At 60.3% G+C, this 25,015-nt stretch carries 21 protein-coding genes; 10 read left to right on the top strand and 11 right to left on the bottom strand.

What is annotated here, in order from left to right; genetic code table 11:
* Positions 1-2 precede the first annotated feature (2 nt).
* The 3 genes from nqrF (at position 3) to sthA (ending at position 3,158) form a co-directional block, all read left to right on the top strand.
* Positions 3-1,235 (top strand): NADH:ubiquinone reductase (Na(+)-transporting) subunit F, encoded by a 1,233-nt coding sequence (gene nqrF / locus JH15_RS16235; protein ID WP_043532234.1) that lies wholly within the window; start codon positions 3-5, stop codon positions 1,233-1,235.
* A 179-nt stretch (positions 1,236-1,414) separates the two neighbouring features.
* Positions 1,415-1,669 (top strand): (Na+)-NQR maturation NqrM, encoded by a 255-nt coding sequence (nqrM, locus tag JH15_RS16230; RefSeq protein ID WP_043532233.1) that lies wholly within the window; start codon positions 1,415-1,417, stop codon positions 1,667-1,669.
* 97 nt (positions 1,670-1,766) lie between these two features.
* Entirely contained in the window at positions 1,767-3,158 is a 1,392-nt protein-coding gene (sthA, locus tag JH15_RS16225; RefSeq protein WP_043532232.1) for a Si-specific NAD(P)(+) transhydrogenase, read from the top strand.
* A gap of 68 nt (positions 3,159-3,226) precedes the next feature.
* Here the strand turns inward: sthA and JH15_RS16220 are convergent, their stop codons facing one another.
* The 6 genes from JH15_RS16220 to pilB form a co-directional block, all read right to left on the bottom strand.
* Positions 3,227-4,090: a DNA replication terminus site-binding protein gene (locus tag JH15_RS16220; protein WP_043532231.1), complete on the bottom strand. Its 864-nt coding sequence runs from the start codon at positions 4,088-4,090 to the stop codon at positions 3,227-3,229.
* A 7-nt stretch (positions 4,091-4,097) separates the two neighbouring features.
* Entirely contained in the window at positions 4,098-4,334 is a 237-nt protein-coding gene (gene yacG, locus JH15_RS16215; protein WP_043532229.1) for a DNA gyrase inhibitor YacG, read from the bottom strand.
* A gap of 41 nt (positions 4,335-4,375) precedes the next feature.
* Positions 4,376-4,981 carry a dephospho-CoA kinase gene (coaE, locus tag JH15_RS16210; RefSeq protein WP_043532595.1) on the bottom strand — a complete coding sequence of 202 codons (606 nt, stop codon included), beginning with the start codon at positions 4,979-4,981 and terminating at the stop codon, positions 4,376-4,378.
* A 42-nt stretch (positions 4,982-5,023) separates the two neighbouring features.
* Positions 5,024-5,890, bottom strand: coding sequence for a prepilin peptidase (locus JH15_RS16205; protein ID WP_043532227.1), 867 nt, complete (start codon positions 5,888-5,890; stop codon positions 5,024-5,026).
* A gap of 2 nt (positions 5,891-5,892) precedes the next feature.
* The gene (locus JH15_RS16200; RefSeq protein WP_043532225.1) at positions 5,893-7,125 is read right to left on the bottom strand and encodes a type II secretion system F family protein; all 1,233 of its coding nucleotides are present in this window, start codon (positions 7,123-7,125) and stop codon (positions 5,893-5,895) included.
* 91 nt (positions 7,126-7,216) lie between these two features.
* Entirely contained in the window at positions 7,217-9,010 is a 1,794-nt protein-coding gene (gene pilB, locus JH15_RS16195; protein WP_081949086.1) for a type IV-A pilus assembly ATPase PilB, read from the bottom strand.
* 471 nt (positions 9,011-9,481) lie between these two features.
* On the opposite strand from pilB, the gene JH15_RS18490 reads away from it, so the two are divergent.
* On the top strand, positions 9,482-9,874 hold the full coding sequence (locus tag JH15_RS18490; protein WP_269319800.1) for a prepilin-type N-terminal cleavage/methylation domain-containing protein: 393 nt from the start codon (positions 9,482-9,484) through the stop codon (positions 9,872-9,874).
* A gap of 245 nt (positions 9,875-10,119) precedes the next feature.
* Here JH15_RS18490 and JH15_RS16185 read toward each other — a convergent pair whose 3' ends face one another.
* The 5 genes from JH15_RS16185 to JH15_RS16165 form a co-directional block, all read right to left on the bottom strand.
* Positions 10,120-11,922, bottom strand: a complete 1,803-nt coding sequence (locus tag JH15_RS16185; protein ID WP_043532220.1) for a polymer-forming cytoskeletal protein — start codon at positions 11,920-11,922, stop codon at positions 10,120-10,122.
* Between the two features lie 169 nt (positions 11,923-12,091).
* Positions 12,092-12,370, bottom strand: a complete 279-nt coding sequence (locus JH15_RS16180; RefSeq protein ID WP_043532218.1) for a hypothetical protein — start codon at positions 12,368-12,370, stop codon at positions 12,092-12,094.
* A gap of 171 nt (positions 12,371-12,541) precedes the next feature.
* Positions 12,542-13,726, bottom strand: a complete 1,185-nt coding sequence (locus JH15_RS16175; RefSeq protein ID WP_043532216.1) for a cation diffusion facilitator family transporter — start codon at positions 13,724-13,726, stop codon at positions 12,542-12,544.
* Between the two features lie 110 nt (positions 13,727-13,836).
* Positions 13,837-15,033 (bottom strand): 1-acyl-sn-glycerol-3-phosphate acyltransferase, encoded by a 1,197-nt coding sequence (locus JH15_RS16170; protein WP_043532592.1) that lies wholly within the window; start codon positions 15,031-15,033, stop codon positions 13,837-13,839.
* Between the two features lie 52 nt (positions 15,034-15,085).
* On the bottom strand, positions 15,086-16,042 hold the full coding sequence (locus tag JH15_RS16165) for a recombination-associated protein RdgC (RefSeq protein WP_043532214.1): 957 nt from the start codon (positions 16,040-16,042) through the stop codon (positions 15,086-15,088).
* Between the two features lie 190 nt (positions 16,043-16,232).
* Between JH15_RS16165 and JH15_RS16160 the strand changes: the two genes are divergently transcribed.
* The 6 genes from JH15_RS16160 to cmk all read left to right on the top strand — a co-directional run bounded on the left by JH15_RS16160 (position 16,233) and on the right by cmk (position 24,845).
* Positions 16,233-16,667: an acyl-CoA thioesterase gene (locus tag JH15_RS16160; protein ID WP_043532212.1), complete on the top strand. Its 435-nt coding sequence runs from the start codon at positions 16,233-16,235 to the stop codon at positions 16,665-16,667.
* Positions 16,668-16,801: 134 nt separating this feature from the next.
* On the top strand, positions 16,802-19,549 hold the full coding sequence (gene gyrA / locus JH15_RS16155; protein WP_043532210.1) for a DNA gyrase subunit A: 2,748 nt from the start codon (positions 16,802-16,804) through the stop codon (positions 19,547-19,549).
* 14 nt (positions 19,550-19,563) lie between these two features.
* Entirely contained in the window at positions 19,564-20,646 is a 1,083-nt protein-coding gene (gene serC / locus JH15_RS16150; protein ID WP_043532209.1) for a 3-phosphoserine/phosphohydroxythreonine transaminase, read from the top strand.
* Positions 20,647-20,764: 118 nt separating this feature from the next.
* Positions 20,765-21,856: a prephenate dehydratase gene (gene pheA / locus JH15_RS16145; RefSeq protein WP_043532207.1), complete on the top strand. Its 1,092-nt coding sequence runs from the start codon at positions 20,765-20,767 to the stop codon at positions 21,854-21,856.
* Positions 21,857-21,858: 2 nt separating this feature from the next.
* Positions 21,859-24,141, top strand: a complete 2,283-nt coding sequence (locus tag JH15_RS16140) for a bifunctional prephenate dehydrogenase/3-phosphoshikimate 1-carboxyvinyltransferase (RefSeq protein WP_043532205.1) — start codon at positions 21,859-21,861, stop codon at positions 24,139-24,141.
* Positions 24,138-24,845 (top strand): (d)CMP kinase, encoded by a 708-nt coding sequence (gene cmk / locus JH15_RS16135; protein ID WP_043532203.1) that lies wholly within the window; start codon positions 24,138-24,140, stop codon positions 24,843-24,845. The genes JH15_RS16140 and cmk overlap by 4 nt, the downstream gene beginning before the upstream one ends.
* The last annotated feature ends 170 nt before the right edge of the window (positions 24,846-25,015 follow it).

Raw genomic sequence — 25,015 nt, 5'->3', positions numbered from 1 at the left:
ACATGGTTGATACATCTGTCATCTTGCTCGGTGTGGTGATGTTCACCGTGGTCGTCATCGGCCTGGTGTTGATCATCCTCGCCGCCCGCAGCAAGCTCGTGAGCAGCGGGGACGTCAGCATCGAGATCAACGGCGACCCTCAGAACACCGTCAAGACCCAGGCCGGCGGCAAGCTGCTGCAAACCCTGGCTTCAAACGGCATCTTCCTGTCCTCCGCCTGTGGTGGCGGTGGCTCGTGCGCCCAGTGCAAATGCCGTATCGAAGAGGGCGGTGGTGCGATCCTGCCCACCGAGGAATCGGCCTTTACCCTGCGCGAGAAAAAGGAAGGCTGGCGCCTGTCGTGCCAGGTGCCGGTCAAGCAGGACATGAAGATCGAGGTGCCCGAAGAGGTCTTCGGGGTCAAGAAGTGGGAATGCGAAGTCATCGGCAACCCCAACGTCGCGACCTTCATCAAGGAGCTGAATCTCAAGCTTCCCGAAGGCGAAAACGTCGACTTCCGTGCCGGCGGTTACGTGCAGCTGGTGGCGCCGCCCTACGATATCAAGTTCTCTGATTTCGAGATCGAGGAAGAGTATCGCGGCGACTGGGAGAAGTTCGATCTATTCAAGATCGCCCACAAGAACGACGAGGAAGTCATCCGCGCCTACTCGATGGCCAACTACCCGGAAGAAGTGGGTATCCTCAAGTTCAATATCCGTATCGCTACGCCGCCTCCCGGCACGAGCCATCCGCCGGGCCTGATGTCGACGTACGTCTTCAGCTTGAAGCCGGGCGACAAGGTCACCGTGATGGGGCCGTTCGGTGAGTTCTTCGCCAAGGACTCCGACAACGAGATGGTCTTCATCGGTGGTGGGGCCGGCATGGCGCCGATGCGTAGCCATATCTTCGACCAGCTCAAGCGACTCAAGTCGGATCGCAAGATCTCGTTCTGGTACGGCGCGCGCTCCTGGCGTGAGACGTTCTACAACGAAGAGTATGACCAGTTGGCCGAGGAGTTCCCCAACTTCGAGTGGCATCTGGCGCTCTCCGATCCGCTTCCCGAGGACAACTGGGAAGGGCCGACCGGCTTCATTCATAACGTGCTCTACGACAACTATCTCAAGGATCACCCGGCGCCCGAGGATTGCGAGTACTACATGTGCGGGCCGCCCATGATGAACGCCTCGGTGATCAAGTTGCTGCTGGATCTGGGGGTCGAGCCCGAAAACATCATGCTCGACGACTTCGGCGGCTGATGCCGCTCCCCGCCGTCAGGCGGTGTCAGGGCCGATCCGAAAGGGTCGGCCCTGATCGCTAGACGCCTCGATTTCCGCTGAATGCCGGTGCCGATGTCGCCGCTATTCAAGGGGGATTGGCCGATTAAACGAATAGTGTGATGTTCTGTCCAAGGGACAGGTCATTCAAGGAGGTCATCATGACGATCTGGTTACTGGTATTCGCGTTCATGCTGCTCATCGTCGCCGCCATGGCCATCGGGGTCATTGTCGGTCGTAAACCGATCGCCGGTTCATGCGGTGGGCTCAACAATCTGGGCCTCAAGCAGGGCTGCGACATCTGTGGTGGCAACGATCAAGTCTGTGAGGAAGAGAACCGCAAGCGGGGCGGTGAGCGGCGCCGCAGTGACGAGAGCCGTGGGGCCGATCTGGGCTACGACGCCACACGCCGCTAGATCGAACGGAAAGCCCGTTGGGTTATGTAGGAGCGCACGGTCCGGCGATCCATAGAGTCTCGTACAAAGAGAACACGAAGGGAGGAGAAATCAGCCAATGGCAGTGCACAATTACGATGTGGTGGTAGTCGGTACCGGCCCGGCGGGGGAAAGCGCCGCCATCAACGCCGCCAAGCACGGCAAGCGCGTTGCGGTCATCGAGAAACAGCAAGCCGTAGGCGGTAACTGTACCCATTGGGGTACGATTCCCTCCAAGGCGCTGCGCCATCAGGTCAAGCAGATCATGCAGTTCAATACCAACCGCATGTTCCGCGATATCGGTGAGCCTCGTTGGTTCTCCTTCCCCCGGGTACTTGAACGCTCCCGTGTCACCATCGACCAGCAGGTCGAGATGCGTACCAGGTTCTATGCGCGCAACCGCATCGATCTGTTCTTCGGGGTAGCGCGATTCAAGGACGAGAACACCCTGATGGTTCGCGACAACCATGAGGGCACGGAAGAACTGGTCGCGCAGAAAATCGTCATTGCCACCGGTTCGCGCCCCTATCGACCGGGCGACGTCAATTTTCGCCACCCCCGTATCTACTGCTCGGATACCATCCTGGGCCTTTCACACACCCCGCGCACACTGATCATCTTCGGCGCCGGTGTGATCGGCAGCGAGTATGCCTCGATCTTCTCCGGCCTGGGCGTCAAGGTCGACCTGATCGACACTCGTGATCGTCTGCTTTCATTCCTCGATGACGAGATCAGCGACGCGCTCTCCTATCATCTTCGCCAACATGGCGTCTTGGTGCGCCACAACGAAGACTACGAGCGTATCGAAGGGGATGAAGCCGGCGTGGTGGTCTACCTCAAGTCAGGCAAGAAACTGCGTGCCGATGCCTTCCTCTGGGCCAACGGTCGTACCGGCAACACCGACAACCTTGGTCTCGAGAATATCGGACTGCAGCCCAACGGACGCGGCCAACTCCAGGTCGACGAACACTATCGCACCGAGATCCCGCATATCTATGCAGTGGGCGATGTCATCGGCTGGCCGAGCCTGGCCAGTGCCGCCTACGACCAGGGCAAGAACGCCAGTGACGATCTGCTCGATTCAACCTTCCGTTTCGTCGATGACGTACCGACAGGTATCTATACCATTCCCGAGATCAGCTCCGTGGGCAAGACCGAGCGTGAGCTGACGGAGGCCAAGGTCCCTTATGAAGTGGCCCAGGCCTTCTTCAAGGATACCGCCCGTGCTCAAATTACCGGTGACACGGTAGGCATGCTCAAGATCCTGTTCCACACCGATACGCTGGAAATTCTGGGTATCCACTGCTTCGGTGACCAGGCCTCCGAGATCGTGCATATCGGTCAGGCGATCATGCAGCAGGAAGGTGGCGCGAATACGCTCAAGTATTTCATCAATACCACCTTCAATTACCCCACCATGGCCGAGGCCTACCGCGTCGCGGCACAGAATGGGTTGAACCGGTTGTTCTGAGTTCATCACAATAAACATAATCGCGCAGCAAAATAGCTGCGCGATTATGTTAACCCCGCCGCTCTAGCTCATCCCCGATACCGAAACGCTCTCAGGCTCGGCAAGAACACCTCTTCTTCCAGACGTTCATCACTTCGCTTGGCGCGGGTGCGTTTTTCGCTAGGGAAGGGGGGCGGCATATTGTAGTCAGGCAGCTTGCCGTCACTGCTGGGGATGAACAGCGGCAGCGCTACATTCATGGCGCGGCGCTCCCGGCCATCCGCCAACGGTTCGGCGAAGAACAGATTGGCGCGCATCAGCGGGGCTTGTTTCTGCACTTGTGCCAACGGCTCGCCGTCGGGAATACCTGCCAATCGCTGCAGTTGGATACGGATATGTGGTGCGTCGTGATCCAGCGCGAGCAGCTTTTGCTCGGCTTCGCGTACCGTCAGTTTCTTGATCGAGCGGCCGCTGGAGTACCAGGAGAGCCTCACCCTCGATAGCGGGGCATCGGCCACCGGGATCGCCCGCCAGCATTGCTTGAGATGCAGCCGTGCCAGGCCCTGGCCGCGTAGATGCGTATGCAGGGCAGGGTGGCGGAAGGGCAATACGGCCTTGAGTTCGGGGATCAGACCGGCGGCTTCCTCACGAATACTGGCCAGAATCTCGGCAAAGTGTGCCTTTGCGGAATTGACGGCGGCGACATGCTCCAGCAGGGAGGCATCGGCGGCGATAAGCCCCACGTAGCTGCGGGTCACGCGGCCATCCTGGCCGTCCTGATACCAGAAATCCAGGAGGGCGCTACGCAGCCAGTCGGCGTCCGGCGTTGGACTGTGCAGCGCCCAGGCGGCCCCAGGCGATTGCCGGTAGTGCACCGCAAGCGCCTCGATGCTTTCGATTGTCCTGTCGAAGGCCAATTCAAGCTCCGCCAGAAGCCGGTAGGTAGGCTTCATGGCCGGGTTAGCCGTCGTCGCGCTGTCCACGTTCGGCACGCAGAATCATCTCGTCGATTTCGGTTTCGTCCATGGCCGGCTCGCCCGCAATGCGGTGCGATTCATCGGCCCAGGCGCCCAGATCAAGCAGCTTGCAGCGCTTGGAACAGAACGGGCGATACAGATTGTCCTCGACCCAGAGTACCTTGGTGTGGCACTGGGGGCAGGAGACTTCAAGCGGTCGTGTAGCGTGGTGTTGGCTCATGGCATTCGGCGGGTCGGGGCATGTGGGACAAGGATGCCCAATTACGACGATGCACACAACGCCCGATATTTCCGGTCCAATGTGGCGACCTGCTCGGCAAGCGATTTAGCCTCGCCACTGTTGTCGATGACATCATCGGCGCAGGCTAGACGCTCATGGCGTGGCATCTGGGCATCGACGATGGCCTGGGCCTGGGCTTCATTGACATCGTCACGGGCTGCGGTGCGGGTGATCTGCACCGATTCGGGAATATCGATGACCAGAGTGCGGTCGACGAGGCGAAATTGACCGGACTCGAACAACAAGGGCGAGACCAGCAGATGATAGGGCGCCTGTGACTCGCGCATCCGTTCGAGATACGCCAGGATGCGCTGACGAATGCGCGGATGCATGACCGACTCCAGCCAGGCGCGCTCGTCGGCCTCGCGAAACACGAGCTCGCGCAGGGCGCGTCGATTGAGCTGGCCCTCGGCATCCAGCATGGCCTGGCCATGGCGCGCAACGATCTCGTCCAGGGCCGGCTCGCCGGGGGCGACGATCTCGCGGGCCACATCATCGGCATCCACCCAGGGGATGCCGTGCGCCTCGAAAGCGCGGGCAACGGTCGATTTTCCCGAGGCGATGCCCCCTGTGACGCCGATGGTCAGCTTCTTCACGTGTGTGTCCTTTCGTCAGGGTTCAGTCAGGGGCTAGATTAGCAAGCCCTGATACCAGGCGATAAGGGGCGCGCCGGCCAACAGTGCGATCCAACCTGCCATGGCCAGGTAGGGTCCGAAAGGCATGGGTGCGCCACGTAGACGAGGAAGGGCCAGTTGAATGGCGATGCCCACCAGCGCCCCGACACCAGCAGAAAGCAACAGTAGCAGCGGTAACTGCTGCCAGCCCAGCCAGGCACCCAGCGCGGCGAGCAGCTTGAAATCGCCGTAACCCATGCCTTCCTTACCGGTGACCAGCTTGAACAGCCAATAAAACGACCACAGGACAAGATAGCCTGCCATCGCACCGATCACGGCACTGTGTAACATCAGCGGCTGGAACAGAAGCTGATACAGCAGCCCGGCCCACAGCAGCGGCAGGGTCATCATGTCCGGCAGCAACTGGGTGCGAAAATCGATGACGGCCAGGGCGAGAAGCGTCAGGCAGGCGCCTATAAGGAATAGCGAGGCCAGGTTTGGCCCATGGATGGCGACCACCGCGACTGTCAGCGCCGCGCCGGCGACTTCTACCAGCGGGTACTGTGGACTGATGCGAGTACCACACTGAGCGCAGCGCCCGCGGCGCTTGAGGTATCCGATCACCGGTACGTTGTCGTGCCAGGCGATGGGATTGCCACAGGCAGGGCACTGAGACGCCGGCGTGAGCAGGTTGAAGCGTGGCGTATCTTCCGTCTCGAGCTCCAGCGCCTCGCGGGCCTCGGCACGCCAGCCTTGCATGAGCATGACCGGCACGCGGGTGATGACCACGTTCAGGAAGCTGCCCAGGCACAGACCCAGCACGACGACTAGTGGCCAAAGGAGGGCGGGAGGCAGGTCGAGCGTAGCGATTTCATGACCCATACCTACAGCACCGTGCCGAGTTCGAAGATGGGCAGATACATCGACACCACCAGACCACCCACGAGTACGCCAAGCACCACGATGATGAACGGTTCGAGCAATGAGGTGAGGGCATCGACCTTGTTATCGACTTCCTCCTCGTAATAGTCCGCCACGCGGTTGAGCATGGCGTCCAGTGCACCGGACTCCTCCCCGATACCCACCATCTGTACCGCCAGCGCCGGGAAGCGCTCGCTCAGGCGCATGGCGAAGTGCAACTGCTGGCCGGTGGAGACATCCTCGCGAATCTGGCGGATGGCCCGTTCGTAGACCTGGTTGCCGGCAGCTCCCGCAGCGGTATCCAGCGACTCCACCAGTGGCACACCCGCCCCGAAGGTGGTGGCCAGCGTACGCGAATAGCGAGCCACTGACGATTTGTCGAGAATATCGCCGATCACCGGTATCTTCAGCGAGAGCGCGTGCATGCGGTAGGCAAACGCCTCCGAGCGCTTCATACCCTGGCGCAGAAGAAATATCGAGGCGATGAGCAGGCCGATGCCCCATAGCCAATACCGTTGCGCGAACTCCGACAGGGTGATGGTCATCTGGGTCATGACCGGCAGTTCGGCGCCGAAGCCCCGGAATAGGCTCTCGAACTGCGGTACGACCTTGATTAGCAGCAGGGCGGTAACGCCTACCCCAACGGAGATGACGGCAGCCGGATAATAGAGCGCCTTCTTGACCCGGCCCTTGAGCGACTCGATCTTCTCCTTGTAGCTGGCGACCCGCTCCAGCATGCGATCCAGCGACCCCGATTGTTCGCCCGCTTCGACCATGTTGGCAAACAGCCGGTCGAAGTGTTGCGGGTGCTTGCGCAGCGCATCGGAAAAGCTCGACCCGGCCGAGACATCGTTCATCAATTCCTGGACCAATGAGCGCATCGCCGGTTTCTTGAGGCTTTCGGCCACCACGTCAAAGGCCTGCAATACCGGCACACCGGCACGGATCATCGTCGCCATCTGCCGGGCAAACAGCATGATGTCGCGGGGCTTGATCTTGCCGACACCGCCAAACAGGCTGCTGCGACGACGAATCGTCTTGACCATGATGTTCTGGCCCGAGAGCTCGCGTTCGACCTCGTCCTTGTGGCCGGCCACGATCTCGCCGCTCACGCGACGGCCGTTGGGGCCCTTGCCGCTCCAACGCCAGCGATACAGCTTGATGCGTTGTGGCGCTCTCATCTGTTGTGTCGCCATAGTGGTTCCCTGCGTCGTTTCGACGTCATCTCACGGGCCGGCGGGTCTGAACGCCACGCTTCGGCACGACTGCGTAAAGGCTGATGAAGCATCAGTCCTTGGTAATTCGATTGATCTCTTCGAGGCTGGTCACCCCTTGCATGACCTTCTCGAGCCCGCTGCGGCGAAGATCGGGATGTCCTTCCTGACGTGCCTGGGCGTCGAGTTCCAGGGCATTGCCCTGGCGCATGATCAATTGGCTCATGGCGTTGCTGATCGGCACTACCTCGTAGATGCCTACGCGGCCCTTGTAGCCCAGCGTGCACTGTCGGCAGCCCACCGGTTGAAAGATCGTGGCCTGACCGATGTCTTCTTCGGCGAAACCCTCTTCGAGCAGGGCCTCCCTGGGTATATCGGCAGGTTGGCGGCAATGTGTACATAATTTGCGTGCCAGACGTTGGGCAATGATTAACGACACCGAGCTGGCGATATTGAATGCCGCCACGCCCATGTTCTGCAGGCGGGTCAGGGTTTCGGCTGCCGAGTTGGTATGTACGGTCGACAGCACCAGGTGGCCGGTCTGGGAGGCCTTGACCGAAATCTCCGCCGTTTCAAGGTCACGTATCTCGCCGACCATGACCACATCGGGATCCTGGCGCAGGAAGGCACGCAGCGCGCTGGCGAAGTCCAGGCCGATCTTGGGCTGGACGTTGACCTGGTTCACCCCGGGGACCTTGAGCTCGACCGGATCCTCGGCCGTGGAGATGTTGCGTTCGGCAGTGTTGAGAATATTGATGCCGGTATAGAGCGTGACCGTCTTGCCGCTACCGGTGGGGCCGGTCACCAGGATCATGCCTTGGGGCTGCGCGAGCACTTTCTCGTACATTGCCTTCTGGCGGGGGGAGAAGCCCAGCGCATCGATACCCAGCCGCGCCGAAGCGGGGTCGAGTATGCGCAGCACGATCTTTTCGCCATACACCGTCGGTAGGGAATTCACACGAAAATCGATCGAGCGCTGACGCGACAGACGCAGCTTGATCGCGCCGTCCTGAGGCAAACGCCGCTCGGAGATATCCAGGCGCGCCATCACCTTGAGGCGGGCGGCAATGCGTGTGCGCATGCCAAATGGCGGCCGTGCGGCCTCGAGCAGCATGCCATCGATGCGAAAACGTATCCGGAAGCTGGTTTCGTAGGGTTCGAAGTGGATATCCGAAGCCCCGCGGCGTATCGCGTCGAGCAGGATCTTGTTGACGTAGCGCACCACCGGGGCGTCGTCACTGCCGGCAGTGATGGCGGTATCGTCCTCGGGATCGTACTCGTCGAAATCGAGGTGGTCGAGTTCGCCTTCGGCGCCTTCCAGCCCACCGAGCATGGCGCTGCTGTCGGCGTGGTTCAGATAGTTCTCGAGCGCCGGGCCGAGCTGGTCGACCGAGGCCAGCACACCTTCCACGCTCAACCCCGTGGCAAACTGCAATTCGTCGAGCTGGGCCAGGCTGGTGGGGTAGGGAATGGCCACGGTGAGATGGTTCGCATCCCGGTAGAGCGGCATGGCCGAGAGCTTACGCAACAGCTTCTCAGGCAGCTCCGAGGCTGCCGGCAGGCTGGTTAGCTTCACTGCATCGAGATCGATCAGCGGCAGGCCGTATTCCCACGCGGCAGTGAACGCGGCATCGCGCGCCGTCACCTGGCCGCTGGCAACGACATGCTGCATCAACGAGACATCTTCCTCGCGTGCCTCGAGCTCGGCACGGTGGGCTGCCGCCTCGGAAAGCAGGCCTTCGTCCACCAGGCGGCGTGCGAGACCGTGCAGGCCGTTGCGGCTGGCTGCTCGGACCAGCGATGAATTCTCGCCCGCTGCTTCATGATCGTGTGGACCCGTCACCGGCGGTGATGTGGGGTCGTGCATTAGCAAGTTCCCTGGTATGGCCGTCGCTTCGTTGGGCAGACGGCGCGTTATCCTTCGTATTCTAGCGGCTATGTGATGACCTCAATAGTGCAGCGAATCATGGGGCTTGTGATGATTTCAACGCCATTTCGCAGGTTTGAGCACTCCAGCGCAACCTCAACCAAGTAATGTATCGGTATGAGGCTTGTTGTGTGTCTTTATGTTGTGCTGTGTTATGTTACGTCTCGTGAGGGCGCGCCTTTGCATGGTTTACGCAGAGGGCGTCAGGCCGAACCGTTGAAATGGAGGCGTTTTGAGAATGACCTCGCCTCATTCGTTAACGCATGGTTCGGTTAGGCTGGGACCGCAACGGTAAGTAATCTGGGCGTAAGCCGAGGGTAGCAGGTCGTAACCCTACCCGCCGGCCGAAACGACCGCGAATCGAAACGCTGGTGAACAGTACGACAGGGCGCTGGCCCAGGGGAACGAGAGATGAAAAGAATGAAAGGTATGCAGGGGACTCAAGGCGGTCAGGGCGGCTTTACGCTGATCGAGCTGCTGATCGTGGTGGCGATCATCGGCATTTTGGCGGCGATTGCGATTCCGCAGTATCAGAATTATTTGGTTACTGCGTCGGAAAACGCATGTTTAGCAGAAGTTAACTCGGTAAGGACTGCATATTTCGCTGAATTAGTAAATTCAGATACAGCAGCTGCGGAAACTGCAGCTATAGCAGCTATCGAGCCTGAGGCATGTGTGGCCGGTGAGGGGGCGGGGGCCACAGCTATTTCCTTTGCAGACTCCGATGGTAATAGGGTAATCCAAGGGACCCCAGCGAGAAGCACAGTGGTTCAAAGGGCTGTTGTTAGAGAGCTCGCGGGGTGAAATTGAGTCAAGGGCGCCACGGCGCCCTTGATTTTATTGCTCACAGCTTTGGGTGGTCCTTATAACAAGAACGTAGCAGTTATTTCGGCGTAATATTTAATTAGCTTATTCTTGATTGTATTATTTTCCGTGGTTTTTAGTCTAACTTGAGTTCTGATGGCTTTAATTGGATTGAATGTTATAATGATAATATGAATGGTGGGTAAAGCTTATTATATATTGTGAGCTTGCTGGTTGGTTCTAAATCAATAAGTCTCATTGATTGTTAGTAAATTAAATGATTCTGCTCTATTGCTCGGGTTGTGAATCGTTATGTCATTAAAGCTCTCGTCATAATGAAACCCGCCTGCCCCCGAAATATCCACCTTCCCGGCATTCACAGCCCCATACATTCCCCCACTGCCATGTACATCGACCAACGCATAGGGTGCGATAACCTGGCCATAAAAGGCTGCGCCGCCCCCGATGCGTACCCCGCTGTGTCCATAGCCATTGCTATTGGCATCGCGATAGTTTGAGACCACCGAGAGGATCGGAACACTACCCTCATCGGTCACCTTGCTGGGCTTGCCGTCGCCGACGGTGATACCGCTGCCCAGATTGAATTGTCCACTTGTCACGATCTGCAAGGTGCTGCCGGGGCTGATGGTGAAACTACCGCCGCCGCCGATATCGGTATTGCCATCCACAACCATGACCATATCGACGGGTCGGTTGGGCTCGCCAATGATGAAACGTGGGCTGCCACCCATCGAGAAACTGTCGAAGCGAACCACACTTACCTCGCGGCCATCGAGTGTATGGTTGGCTACGCTAACATCCGGGCCGCCGTTGGGATCATGAAGACCGCTGGCATTGAGCACTACATCTCTCCCGCCTCCATTAAGTGACAGGGTGCCGGAGGAAGAGACAACATCGCCTAACGTCTGCACGCGCTCGTCGACATCAAGCGTGGCACACTCCGCTGCGGACGTGACGAGCTCGATGTCGCTGAAATCAGGAGTCGTTCCGCTAGTTGCTTGACGCGTCCCCTCGACAAAGTCGCTGGCATTGGCATGGTTGGGTAGCTCGATATAGGGAGCCGTAGCGTTACCGGTTATCTTCGCTCCCCAATCCAGCATGATTCGTTCTTGTGAGTCGACATTACCATGAAGTGTTACGTTACTGTTTACGCTTCCGATAGCGCGTATATCGCCGAAGACACGGCCATTTTGTTGCGTCTGGGAGTTCCACCAATTTCCCCCGCGTATATCGACACGACCCATCGCATCTATATTACCGATAATAGCCGACGAGCCTTGAGTCACTATGTTGCCCGGAGCTTTAATGTTCCCATATATCGGTGCGTTACCGTTGAGGCTGATGACGCTATCATCTGTCGGATCGTCCCGAATGACTTGGCTAGCGACTGTGACATTGCTCCTCGCGGCGTTCTGATTAGCCCCATAGGCACCCAGGCGGGAATCGTAGCTGTCGATCAAGCCGCTGCCACCCAATGTGGCGCCTTCGCAGGTAATGATGCCGCCGAAGGGATACGAGGTTGACTGTGGCACAGTAAATAGCGCTCTGATACGTCGGATCGCTTCACTACCCTCTGGCCCATATCGCCCCTCGCTGACCAGCCAGAAGGCATCTCCTTCCAGTGAAATTGCCTCGCTGTCAGGGTCGAACGGCTCAAGATGGGGGAAAATTTTAGCTGGCCCATTGTTGATAGGAGCTAAGCTTACTGTCCCGCTCAGCTTGCCTTTTTTTAGGTCATCCAGCAGTTTTTCGCGCGCTGCATAACCACGATTATTCTTATAGGTAAGGGGATTATCTGTATTCTCAGGGTTCTGCAGTGCGCGGTAGAACCCTGCAACGCCTGCCTCAGCCTCGTTCAGTGCAATCAGGGAGGCACGATAATTCCCCGCCATCCGTTCATTCAAAAGCGATGACTGGTAGCTGGTCAGGGCAAGAAGGGTGGTCGTGACCAGTAGCACCAGGGTAACGATCAGTGCTGCCCCGGCCTGGCGCCGTGGGGGCTGAGTTGGAATGGCACAGGGACGCATGGGAGGCCTTTTAGGCTAAGCGTTTACCTCGTTATAGAGGTTTCGTTACGTTGTGTAAATAATATTTGTTATCGTTTCAGACAAACGTTTGCCACTGGCGAGGCCGTCCCGCTCCTGTCCGTGGTGGTAAGTTCAAGAGCGGGCGAGTCGAATGCGAACACAAGAGGCTTTAATAAAGGGCCTGCTCCTCGTCGATCACTTCCTTGAGCAGTTCCAGATACAGCCGATCGGCCTCAGAGTGCTCACTCGGGTCTTCAGGGATGTGGACGCTGGTGGTATCGGAGATCTCGTTGGCGACACGCGCCATGGCGCCCTTGTCACCCTGGGGGAGGTGCTTGCGGGCGATTTCCAACGATTGTTCGAGGATCTTGGGGTCCTGCAGCAGCTTCTTGATGAAGCCGCGTAGTTCATTGATGACGCGGGTTTTCTGAATCTCGGAAGCGGACATGGCAAGCTCCTGTATGGATGACGACCGGCCCTGCCGGTTATTGGCGCGACCATAGCACAGCTTATGCAGGTTCGCTGTATCGGGTGGTGGCGGGCATGTTGTTGTTGGCAGCAGTGCCTAAGCTGCGCAGATGGACGACAAATAGGCGAAAGTCGGCCCCAGAACCTAGATTCAGGGATGCCCCTCGCCTTGCCAGACATGCACCGACGCCAGCCATTCCAGATCGCTGGCTCGCTGCTTCAAGTCAGTAGCAATGGCTTTCAGATCGCTGCTGGAGCGGCGTTCGTCGGCACGCAGGTAGAGTACGACCTCGATCTGATGATCCAGGTAGTGGAGCCGCATTGCCGTATGTTCCGGCCAGACAGGCAGGTCGCCCCAGCGCTCGATGAGTTCCGCTTCGACGTCGTCACGCAGCGGAAGCCCTTCGCGCTGCTCGATATCGGGAACGTCTGAATCGTCTTCCGGATCGATGTGGAATGTGACATCGGTAAGCAGGGGGAAGGCCTCGTGCAGGTTGCGATGCGCCTGGTTGCCCACCTCGTGGGCTTCGGAGACTGAAATGCGCGGCGATACCACCAGGTGCATGTCGAGCAGGATTTGGCCGCCGATGGTGCGGGTACGCATATCATGGACGCTGAGCACGCCGGGCACCCGGGTCACGGTCGCTAGCATCCTGGCCTGTTGCTCTTCGGGCAAGGCTGTATCGACCAGTTCATGGCTTGCTTCCTTGAGCAGGCTCCAGCCTACCTTGCCGACCAGCAAGCCGACGAGTATCGCCGCCAGGGCATCGACCCAGCCGATGCCCATTTGCGCAGCCACCAGGCCGACGAGGACTGCACCGGTCGAGAGTGCATCCGAGCGGGAGTGCCAGGCATTCGCCTCGAGCAGCCGCGATTTGACGCGCTTCGCTACACGCATGGTGTAACGGAAGATCCATTCCTTGGCCAACAGGGCAATGACACTCAGCACGATCGGCCAGTAGCCCGGGGGCAGGGCGTGTTCCGAGGCAAGAAGGCGGGTCAGGCTGGCCCAGGCGATACCCCCGGCGATGAAGATGAGCATACTGCCCAGCCACAACGTGGCCAGTGTCTCGATGCGTCCATGACCGTAGGGATGGTTATGGTCCGGCTCCATGCGTCCGAAGTGCGTAGCGACCAGGACCAGCGCATCGGTGACCAGGTCGGAAAAGGAGTGGATACCGTCGGCAATCAATGCCACGGAGCCCACCATGATGCCGGCGAGCACCTTGAATATGCCCAGCAGACCATCGATGACGGCACCGATCAGCGTCACACGATGGGCCTCGCGAGTATCGATCTCGCGGGGCGTCAGGGTAGAGGGTAAAGGGGTGCCCATGCGTCAGGTTCCTCGGGCGGTGCCATCCGCCATGCCAGTCAAGCGTGGCCCCAGTTTACACGAAACCGGGGCGGCATCACCAATGTGGACTGAATTGGTCCCCTATCTCGCTAGCGTTCCTCCGTGAGGCGCCCGGCACGGTTGAGGACCGGATTGGCGTATTGCGCCAACCACCAGTCATGCAGATGGGTGGGGATTTCCGCCAGGCGAGCGCTGAACCGCGCCCGGTCAACATCGGTGACCTCCGAAAGATCCAGCAGGTCGGGTGCCAGGCCGGTGGCTTCGAGTGCGAGCATATGGCTCGGGAACAAGTGGTAGCCACCCAATACCTGACGATCGATCTCTGCAGCGACGGCGTCGGGCGTGTCGAATATCCTGTCCAGCGGTGAACCGAAGCTGAGCTTGATCCGCCCCTTGTTGCCGGTAATGCCGGCCACGATGGAGCGGATATCCTCGAACTCGACCTTCTGGTAGCGACCTTCGGTATGCATGGCATGAAGCTCGCGGGCCTTCTGCAGGTCGCACGGATCGTATTCGTAGCTGATCGAGATAGGCACCATGCGCAGCTCTTCGATGGCTTCCCCGAAGTCGGCCGTTTTATCGGCCTGCCGGCGCGCCATGGTGAGCATCTTGACGATCGCCGTATCGGCTCGGTCGATACCATCCTTGGCGCGACCTTCGCGCTGGGCGAGCCATATAGAGTGGTTATCGCCGATGATCGAGTGGCGAATATAACTCGATAGTGCCTGGAAGGCCGCCAGCATGGCACGCTTGCCCCGTGCCGAACGCGGCACGATGAAGCTCTTGTTGAGCCGCATCAGGTCGGTCACGTAGGGCTTCTGCAGCAGGTTGTCGCCGATGGCGATGCGTACCGTATTACGGCCCGCCTGGTAGAGCGCATAGTTGACGAAGGCCGGGTCCAGTGCAATATCGCGATGATTGCCGATGAAAAGATAGGCCGTATCGGGATCCAACCGGTCGAGCCCTTCGACCTCGAAGGCGTCTGTCGTCGAGCGGATCATGCGATGCATGTAGCTTGCTAGGCGCATCTGGAAATCACGCACTGAGTTCACGCCCCGCATTTCCCGCCGTATGGCGAGGCTGGCAATGCCCCTGGCCAGCCGGGGGGCATAACGCCGCAGCCGAGGCAGGCGATATTGCGTCAGAGCATCGAGGAGCTCGGGATCATTGGCCAGTCGCGCAATGACTTCGGCAACCTCGTCGTCATTATATGGCCGGATCTCGGCATACGGATCCGTCGCTTGCGAGTCGGTTTGTTGTGCCTGGCTGTTCGATTCGTAAGTCACGATAAGAGCGTCACGCTGCTGATGTCGAAGTCGGTAAAGAAAACGGGTGAATTCATGGTGCGTCGCTGGCCATTGCATCGCTGGAAAGTGGTGAGGCGGCTGCCTGCGATTCGCCACCCAGCCAGTCGATCAATTGCTCGACGGTCGTTGCCAGTGCCTGAGCCATCAGAACGAAATCCGTTTCCAGGCGCAGTATGGCATCGCCGCCATCGTCAGCCTGGGAGGCTTCATCAAGCAATTTATCATCGAAGCGCAAGCCTTTCAGGGCGAGATCGTCGTGCAGCGTCAGCGACAAATGGCCTTCGAGATGAATCGCCAGTTTGGTGGCCTCGCGCCCGCCTGCCAACACGTTCTGTATCTCATCGCTGTCGAGGTCGACCTGGCGTGCGCGCAACACGCCATCGTCGCCCTTGGCCTTGAGTTCCACCTGGTCGCCAAGTGTCAGCATCGGTGGGCGGGCGTCGATGTCGGTCAGCCATGTGGTCATGGCGCGAATCGGCAACGTCTGGGTTGCCAACGGGGTGACCTTGAGGCTGCCCAGCGTCTGACGCAGCAGGTCGAGCATTTCCTCGGCACGCTTGCGGCTGCTGGTATTGATGCCGATCAACGAGCGACGCGTATCCCACCACAGTTCGACGCGTTGACTACGCACGAACGCCCGCGGCAGGAACTCCTCGTAAACCTGCTCCTTGAGTGCCTGCTTTTCCTTGCGTGGCAGAGGGCGCCCTTCGGCGGCCTCGCGATCTGCCGCGCGCGACTCGACCTCTTCGCGGACCACGCCGGCCGGCAGCAACCGCTCCTGGCGCAGTGTCGCCAGCAGCCGGTGGCCCTGCACTTCATGCACGTGCCTGACGCCCTGGCGTCCCGCAGGCGGGCACCAGCCCAAGCGTCGGGCCTCGCTACCGCCCAAGGGGCGATAGGCATGTTCGATCAGCGCATCTTCGAGCGCATCCAGGTCGATGTCGGGCGCATCGTGCCAACGATACAGATGCAAGTTTTTGAACCACATGGAAAAGGGCGAATCCTTGGCGAAAGGATTCACATTATGGCGAAACGCCTAGTCAGGTACCAGTCTGGATCGTTCAGTGCGACTGATTCAAACGTTCGTTTGTGATCAGGCCCGGCCTGTGTCTAGAATCAGAACCCGATTGTGTTGATCCGATCGTGTTGATCCGTAAATAGCAATGATGGAGCGAGTCATGACAGACGATACCCTGGACAGTCGCATTACCCGGAACAACTTGCGCGTCAGAGGGTTTCACCTCGACGTCTATGACCATGTCAACAATGCCCGGTACCTCGAGTTTCTCGAAGAGGGGCGCTGGGCCTATTTCGACGAACATCTCGGCGATGCCGACACCTTGCGCAAAGGCGTGGCCATGGTAGCGGTCAATCTCAACATCAATTACCGCCAGGGGGCCGTGCTCGGCGACGACCTCGAAGTACACACCATGCTGAGCCGGATCAGCGGGCGCAGTGCTGTCATGCACCAGACCATTCATCGAGTCCGCGATGGCGCGCCGGTCGTCGATGCCGACCTGACCTTCGTGCTGCTCGATATGCAGACCCAGAAGCCCTTGCCGATCGAAGGGGCGTTTCTCGAGACATTCGAACCGCTGCTCGTCTCGCGTTGACGCAACGTGTCGATGCCCCATGCTGCCGCTGCCTTTGTGGCGCTTGCGATGATATAATCCCCGGCTGCCGCTAGACGCTATTCGACAGGCGCTTGCAGCGCCAACGTGTCGCAATGCAAAGGATTTGACGACCCATGGGTGACATCGCCAGAGAGATTCTGCCAGTCAATATCGAGGACGAGCTCAAGCAGTCGTACCTCGATTACGCGATGAGCGTCATCATAGGCCGGGCCCTGCCCGATGTCCGTGATGGCCTCAAGCCGGTACACCGGCGCGTGCTGTTTGCCATGCACGAATTGAGTAACGACTGGAACAAACCCTACAAGAAGTCCGCCCGTGTGGTCGGTGACGTCATCGGTAAATATCACCCCCATGGTGATAGTGCCGTTTACGACACCATCGTTCGCATGGCCCAACACTTTTCCATGCGCCATGTGCTGGTCGATGGCCAGGGCAACTTCGGGTCGATCGACGGCGACAACGCCGCCGCGATGCGTTACACCGAAGTGCGCATGTCCAAGCTGGCTCATGAGTTGCTGGCCGATCTCGAGAAAGAGACAGTCGACTGGGTCGACAACTACGACGGGACCGAGCGTATCCCGGAAGTCTTGCCGACACGGGTGCCTAACCTGCTGATCAACGGCTCCTCCGGGATTGCGGTTGGTATGGCCACCAATATCCCGCCGCACAACATGGGCGAGATCATCGATGCCTGCCTGGCGTTGATCGACGACTACACGCTGACCATCGACGATCTGATGGAGTACGTGCCGGGTCCCGATTTCCCCACCGGGGGCATCATCAACGGCAAGGCGGGCATCCTCGATGCCTACCGGACCGGCCGCGGCCGCATCTATGTGCGCGCCCAGCACACCATCGAGCATGACGACAAGACCGGCCGCGACCATATCATCGTTCACGAGCTTCCCTACCAGGTGAACAAGGCGCGGCTGATCGAGAAGATCGCCGAGCTGGTCAAGGAAAAGAAGATCGAGGGTATCGCCGAACTGCGCGACGAGTCCGACAAGGAAGGGCTACGCGTGGTGATCGAGGTCAAGCGCGGCGAGTCCGGCGAGGTGGTGGTCAACAACCTGTTCGCCCAGACGCAGCTGCAGAACGTGTTCGGTATCAACATGGTCGCGCTCGACAATGGTCAGCCGAAGACGCTGAACCTGAAGGAGATGCTGGAAGCCTTCATCCGTCACCGCCGCGAAGTGGTGACCCGGCGCACCCTGTTTGAACTCAAGAAGGCGCGGGAACGGGGTCATATCCTCGAAGGCCTGGCGGTGGCGATCTCCAACATCGACGAGGTGATCGAACTGATCAAGGCCTCGCCGAGTGCGACCGAAGCCAAGGAAAAGCTACTGGCCAAATCCTGGCAGCCGGGGCAGGTCACCGGCATGCTGGAGCGGGCAGGGGCAACGTCCTGCAAGCCCGAGGATCTCGATCCGAGCTACGGGCTCGATTCGGACAACAACCGTTATCACCTGTCTCCGGCCCAGGCCCAGGCCATCCTCGAGCTTCGCCTGCACCGCCTGACCGGTCTCGAGACGGAAAAGCTGCTCGACGAATACCTGGGCATCCTGGAGCGCATCGCCGAACTGACAGAGATTCTGGCGTCCAGCGACCGCCTGCTGGAGGTCATTCGCGAAGAATTGCACGCCATTCGCGACCAGTACAGCGACAAGCGGCGTACCGAGATCCAGATCAGCCATCTCGATCTCAACATCGAAGACCTGATTGCCGAAGAGGACATGGTGGTGACCGTGTCTCGCAGTGGCTATGCCAAGACCCAGCCGCTTTCCGACTACCAGGCGCAGCGTCGTGGTGGGCGGGGCAAGTCGGCCACGGCAATGAAGGATGAGGATGTCATAGAGCACCTGTTGGTCGCTTCGACGCACGCCACGGTGCTGCTGTTCTCCAACAAGGGCAAGGTCTACTGGCTCAAGGTCTACGAGATGCCGGCCGCCAGCCGTGGTTCGCGCGGCAAGCCGCTGGTCAACCTGCTGCCGCTGGATGAAGGCGAGGCAATCAACGCGATCCTGCCCGTTCAGGAATACAGCCCCGATTGCTACATCTTCTTCGCTACCGCCAAGGGCACCGTCAAGCGTACCAGCCTCGACCAGTTCTCGCGGCCGCGTAGCGTCGGCCTGATCGCCATCGATATCGATGAGGACGACCGTCTGGTGGGCGCTGCGGTGACCTCCGGCAACGATCATGTCATGTTGCTCTCGTCCAATGGCAAGGCGATCCGCTTCGAGGAAGGTAACGTGCGCGCCATGGGCCGTACCGCGCGCGGCGTGCGCGGCATGCGCCTGCTGGAGGGCGCCGAGGTAATCAGCCTGATCATCCCGCAATCGCAGCAGATCGATGCCGACTCGGACGCCGATGACGAAAATGGCGAGGTCGTGAGTGACAGCGAAGCCACCACGGCGGTGAGTGCCGCCAATGGTGGGCAGATCTACATCCTCACCGCATCCGAGAATGGCTACGGCAAGCGCACGCGGCTCGAGGAGTTCCCGCTGCGCGGTCGCGGGGGGCAGGGCGTCATCGCCATGCAGACCAGCGAGCGTAACGGTGCCATGGTCGCGGCAATGCAGGTCTACGCCAACGACGAAATGATGCTGATCACCGATCGCGGCACCCTGGTGCGTACCCGGGTCGAGGAAGTCTCGATCAGTTCACGCAACACCCAGGGCGTCACCCTGATTCGTCTCGGCGAAAGCGAGCGCCTGGTGAAGACGGTGCGTATCGACGAACCCGACGAACAGCCGGACGACGTTCTGCTCGATGCGCCTGTCGACGGCGAAGCAGGGCACAATGAAACGGCAGGCAGTGACGAGCCGGCAGGCGACGCCACTGATGCTGGTAACGAGGAATAGGGTCAAGCACGCTGATGACACGTCTATTTAACTTCTGTGCCGGCCCGGCCGCGCTGCCTACGTCGGTACTCGAACGCGCGCGTGATGAAATGCTCGATTACCAGGGGCGCGGCCTCTCGGTAATGGAAATGAGTCACCGTAGCCCCGAGTACACGGCGATCGCCGAACAGGCCGAGCGTGACATGCGGGAACTGCTCGCCGTGCCGAGCAATTACCGTATCCTGTTCCTGCAGGGCGGCGCCTCGATGCAGTTCGCCATGCTGCCTTACAACCTGCTGGGCCAGGGCGGTACGCCGAATTACCTCTATACCGGCATTTGGGGCAAGAAGGCGATTACTGAAGCGCGTCATCTGGCCAGCGCGCATGTCGCCGCGACCAGTGAGGGTAACGGGCTTACCGACGTACCCCGCCAGGAAGATATCCAGCTGTCCGGCGATGCCGCCTATCTGCATTACACCGCCAACGAGACCATCGGTGGCCTGGAGTTCGATTACATTCCCGATGTCCAGGTTCCGCTGGTCTGCGACATGTCGTCCTCGATCCTTTCGGGGCCGCTCGATGTGTCGCGTTTCGGCGTGATCTACGCCGGTGCGCAGAAGAACATCGGCCCGGCGGGGCTGACGGTCGCCATCGTGCGTGATGACCTGCTCGAACTCGCCCGTCCCGATACGCCGACCATGTTCAGCTATAAGGTAATGGCCGAGAACGACTCGATGTACAACACGCCGTCCACCTATGCCTGGTACCTGGCGGGGTTGGTCTTCGACTGGCTCAAGCACGAGGTCGGTGGGCTGGAGGCGATGGATGCCATCAATTCCCGCAAGGCCGCCAAGTTATATGCCGCCATCGACTCGAGTGACTTCTACTCGAACCCGATCGCGACGCGCAGCCGCTCACGTATGAACGTTCCCTTCGTGCTGGCCGACGACCGTCTCAACCAGGCCTTCCTGGATGAGGCCGAAGCGACGGGGCTGCTCAACTTGAAGGGACACCGCAGTGTCGGCGGCATGCGTGCCAGTCTGTACAACGCCGTGCCCGAAGCCGCCGTGGATGCGCTGATCGCGTTCATGAACGATTTCGAGACGCGCCGCGGGTAGACCTAGATGGTTTTATAGGAGCGTACGGTCCGGCGATCCGGTTTCGCTGTGCGATGCTCCTGGTTTGTGCTCTCAACAAGAATCAGGCAGGGGTCGGCGTCGACCTGGAGGAACCCACATGACAGACACATCCACCAGCCTCGATGCGCTACGCCAACGTATCGACGAGCTCGACGACAACCTCCTGCGCCTGATCAGCGAGCGTGCCGAATGCGCCAAGCAGGTGGCCGAGATCAAGACCTCCTCCGATCCCGATGCGGTCTTCTATCGTCCCGAACGTGAAGCCCAGGTACTGCGGCGGATCATGGCCCTCAACCCCGGCCCCCTCAATTCCGAAGAGATGGCACGACTGTTCCGCGAGATCATGTCGGCCTGCCTGGCGCTGGAACAGCCGGTCAAGGTGGCCTATCTCGGTCCGGAAGGCACCTTTACCCAACAGGCTGCGCTCAAGCACTTCGGCGATAGCGCCGTCAGCCTGCCGATGGCGGCGATCGATGAGGTCTTCCGCGAGGTCGAGGCGGGCGCCTGCAACTATGGTGTCGTGCCCGTCGAGAACTCCACCGAGGGGGTGGTCAACCATACGCTCGATTCGTTCATGGACTCATCGATGCGCATTTGCGGCGAAGTCGTGCTGCGCATTCATCACCATCTGCTGATTTCCAGCAATACGCGCAAGGACAAGGTGTCGCGGATCTACTCGCACCCGCAGTCCTTCGCCCAGTGTCGCAAGTGGCTGGATGCTCATTACCCCTTGGCCGAGCGGGTCCCGGTTGCCTCCAACGCCGAAGCCGCCAAGCTGGTCAAGACGGAGTGGCACAGTGCCGCCATCGCCGGTGACATGGCCGCCAAGCTCTACGGCCTGGATTACATCGCCGAGAAGATCGAGGATCGCCCCGATAACTCGACACGCTTCCTGATCATCGGCAACCAGGATGTACCGATGTGCGGGCAGGACAAGACCTCGATGGTCGTGGCCATGCGCAACCAGCCCGGTGCGCTGCATGCATTGCTGGAGCCGTTCTACCGGCACCAGATCGATCTGACACGCCTCGAGACACGCCCATCCCGCACGGGCGTTTGGAATTACGTCTTCTTCATCGACTTCAAGGGGCATCACGACGACCCCACCATCAAGACGGTGATCGAGGAGGTCAGGCCGCATGCGGCTGAGCTCAAGGTGCTCGGGTCCTACCCCATTGGCGTGCTTTGACCATGCAGGCGAGCGTCACCGAATCCCGCATCCTGATCGTCGGCCTGGGACTGATCGGCGGCTCGCTGGCGGCGGCGCTCAAGCAGGCGGGGGTTGAGGCGACTATCCTTGCCTGCGACCGGGATCCCGATGAGATTCGTCTGGGTATCGAGCTGGGCCTGATCGACGATGGCGGCACCCAGTTGGTTCCGTTGCTCGACGACGTTTCGCTGGTGGTGCTCGCCGTGCCGGTGCTGGCCATGGATAGCGTCATGGCAGAACTGGCCGACCACCGCAACGCTGTCGCGCCCCACTGCGTGATGACCGATGTCGGCAGCACCAAGGGGGCGATTCGTGATAGTGCGATCCGCGCCTTTGGACGCATGCCAACGAATTTCGTGCTGGGCCACCCCATTGCCGGTTCCGAAAAGAGCGGGGTCGCCGCGTCGAATCCTGCACTATTTCGCAACCATAAGGTGATCCTGACGCCGGAAGCCGAGACCGATACCCTGGCCGTGCGTCGCGTGCGTGCGCTGTGGTCGGCGTGTGGCGCCGAGGTGCTCGAAATGGATGTGGATCGCCACGACCAGGTATTGGCTCGGACCAGCCACCTGCCGCACCTGCTGGCCTTCTCGCTGGTGGATACCCTGGCACGTCAGGACGAACGACTGGATATCTTTCGCTATGCCGCGGGAGGCTTTCGCGACTTCACGCGTATTGCCGGCAGCGATCCGGTCATGTGGCGCGATATCTTTACTGCCAACCGCGATGCCGTGCTCAGCGCTCTCGACGATTTCGAGGCCGGCGTCAGTCGGTTGCGCCAGGCAGTGGAGACCGGCGATGGCGATGCCATGCTCGCCATCTTCGATCGCGCCAGCCATGCACGACACTATTTCGATACGCTTCTCAACCAGACCAGTTATCAAGCGGGTTTACAGTCCATGGAACACAACTCAGTGCGCTACCGGGTTGCTCCCGGTGGCAGTGTGACCGGCCGCATTCGGGTGCCCGGTGACAAGTCCGTCTCGCATCGCTCAATCATGCTGGGGGCATTGGCCGAAGGCGTGACCGAGGTCAAGGGCTTTCTCGAGGGCGAGGACAGTCTCGCCACGCTGCAGGCGTTTCGCGAAATGGGCGTGGCCATCGAAGGGCCTCACCAAGGGCGGGTCACCATTCATGGCGTGGGCATGCATGGCCTCAAGGCACCGGCGGGGCCGCTTTACGTGGGTAATGCCGGAACGGCCATGCGCCTGTTTGCCGGCTTGATGGCGGGTCAGGCATTCGACGCGGAGTTGACCGGCGATACTTCGCTGACCAAGCGCCCCATGGGCCGGGTAGCGGATCCGCTACGGCAGATGGGTGCGGTGATCGAGACCGCCGAGGGCGGGCGCCCCCCCTTGAAAATCAAGGGCGGGCAGCCGCTCAAGGGCATCGATTACGATATGCCCATGGCCAGCGCCCAGGTAAAGTCATGCCTGCTGTTGGCCGGCATGTATGCACAAGGCGAAACCCGCGTGCGCGAGCCGGCGCCCACCCGTGATCATACCGAACGCATGCTCAACGGCTTCGGGTATCCCGTTTCCCGTGACGGCGACACCGCCTGGTTGCAGGGTGGCGGCACGTTGACGGCGGGGCCCATCGACGTGCCGTCGGATATCTCCTCCGCCACGTTCTTCCTGGTGGCCGCGGCCATTACTCCCGGCGCCGACCTCACGCTCGAGCATGTGGGCATCAATCCGACCCGGATCGGGGTGATCAACATTCTCAAGGCGATGGGCGCCGATCTCGAACTGTCCAACGAACACGAGGTCGGAGGGGAGCCTGTCGCGGATATCCATGTACGTTACGCGCCGCTCAAGGGCATCGATATTCCACAGGACCAGGTGCCTTTGGCCATCGACGAGTTTCCCGCGCTGTTCGTGGCCGCCGCCAATGCCGAAGGGGTGACCCGCCTGCGCGGTGCCGAGGAGTTGCGCGTCAAGGAGTCCGACCGTATCCAGGCGATGGCCGACGGCCTTGCCACCCTGGGGGTCGAAAACACGGTCCATGACGACGGGATCGATATCGTCGGTCAAACGGCCGGGCAGGGCGATGGCGCCAACAACGTTCCCAATTACGGGGGCGGTCGCATCGATAGCCTTGGCGACCACCGCATTGCCATGGCCTTTACCGTCGCCGGTCTGCGGGCCCGCGATATCATCGTCATCGACGATTGCGCCAACGTCGCAACCTCCTTCCCGGGATTCGTCGAGTTGGCACGGCGCGTCGGGCTTCAGGTCGACGAGGAACTGCAGGAGACGGCATGAGCGAACACGGCGTGACCGCGACCCAGGCACCGATTCTTACCATCGATGGCCCTGGCGGTTCCGGAAAGGGCACCATCAGCCGCCTGGTTGCAGACCGGCTTGGCTGGAACCTGCTCGATAGCGGGGCACTCTACCGACTGACCGGGCTGGCGGCGCTGCGCCACGGGGTCGATCTCACCGATGAGGCCGCCCTCGAACCCTTGGCCGCCCATCTCGATGTCGTCTTCGAACCCATGCCGGAAGGCGTCAGGGTCATCCTCGAGGGGGAAGACGTCACCCGGGCGATCCGTACCGAACAGGCGGGCGACCGTGCTTCACAGGTTGCGGCGCTTCCTGCGGTTCGCCGGGCGCTGCTTCAACGGCAGCGCAATTTCCAGCAACCGCCGGGCCTGGTGGCCGATGGACGCGACATGGGCACCGTGGTGTTCCCCCAGGCCGAGCTCAAGATATTCCTGACGGCGAGCGCCGAGGAGCGTGCCATGCGCCGTTACCGGCAGTTGCGGGAGGCAGGTGAAACTGCTAGTCTGTCGAGTCTTTTAAAGGAGATACAGGTACGTGACACCCGCGACATGCAGCGGAGTGTCGCTCCACTCTTGCCGGCAGACGATGCCATCGAGTTGGATACCACGCACCTGACAATACCGGAAGTGGTGGAGCGGTTGACGGCCACCCTTGCCCAGCGCGGCTTGGGTCCCGAGGCCTGACGATCCCTTGCGGAGCCCCCGGCAAGACGTAATGACGTGGCCAGGCGATACGTTCCTTGGAAGCAGAGAGCCTGTCCAGGTCGAACCAGCGTTAACGTCCCCGGGGATCATCAAAGTAGGCCCGTACTTGCTGGTGGTGCGGAGAAAGGCGGCTTGCTGCCATAAACGTT

The organism is Litchfieldella xinjiangensis (assembly GCF_000759345.1).
Classification (GTDB): domain Bacteria; phylum Pseudomonadota; class Gammaproteobacteria; order Pseudomonadales; family Halomonadaceae; genus Litchfieldella_A; species Litchfieldella_A xinjiangensis.
This window is presented reverse-complemented; position numbering and strand designations above follow the sequence as displayed.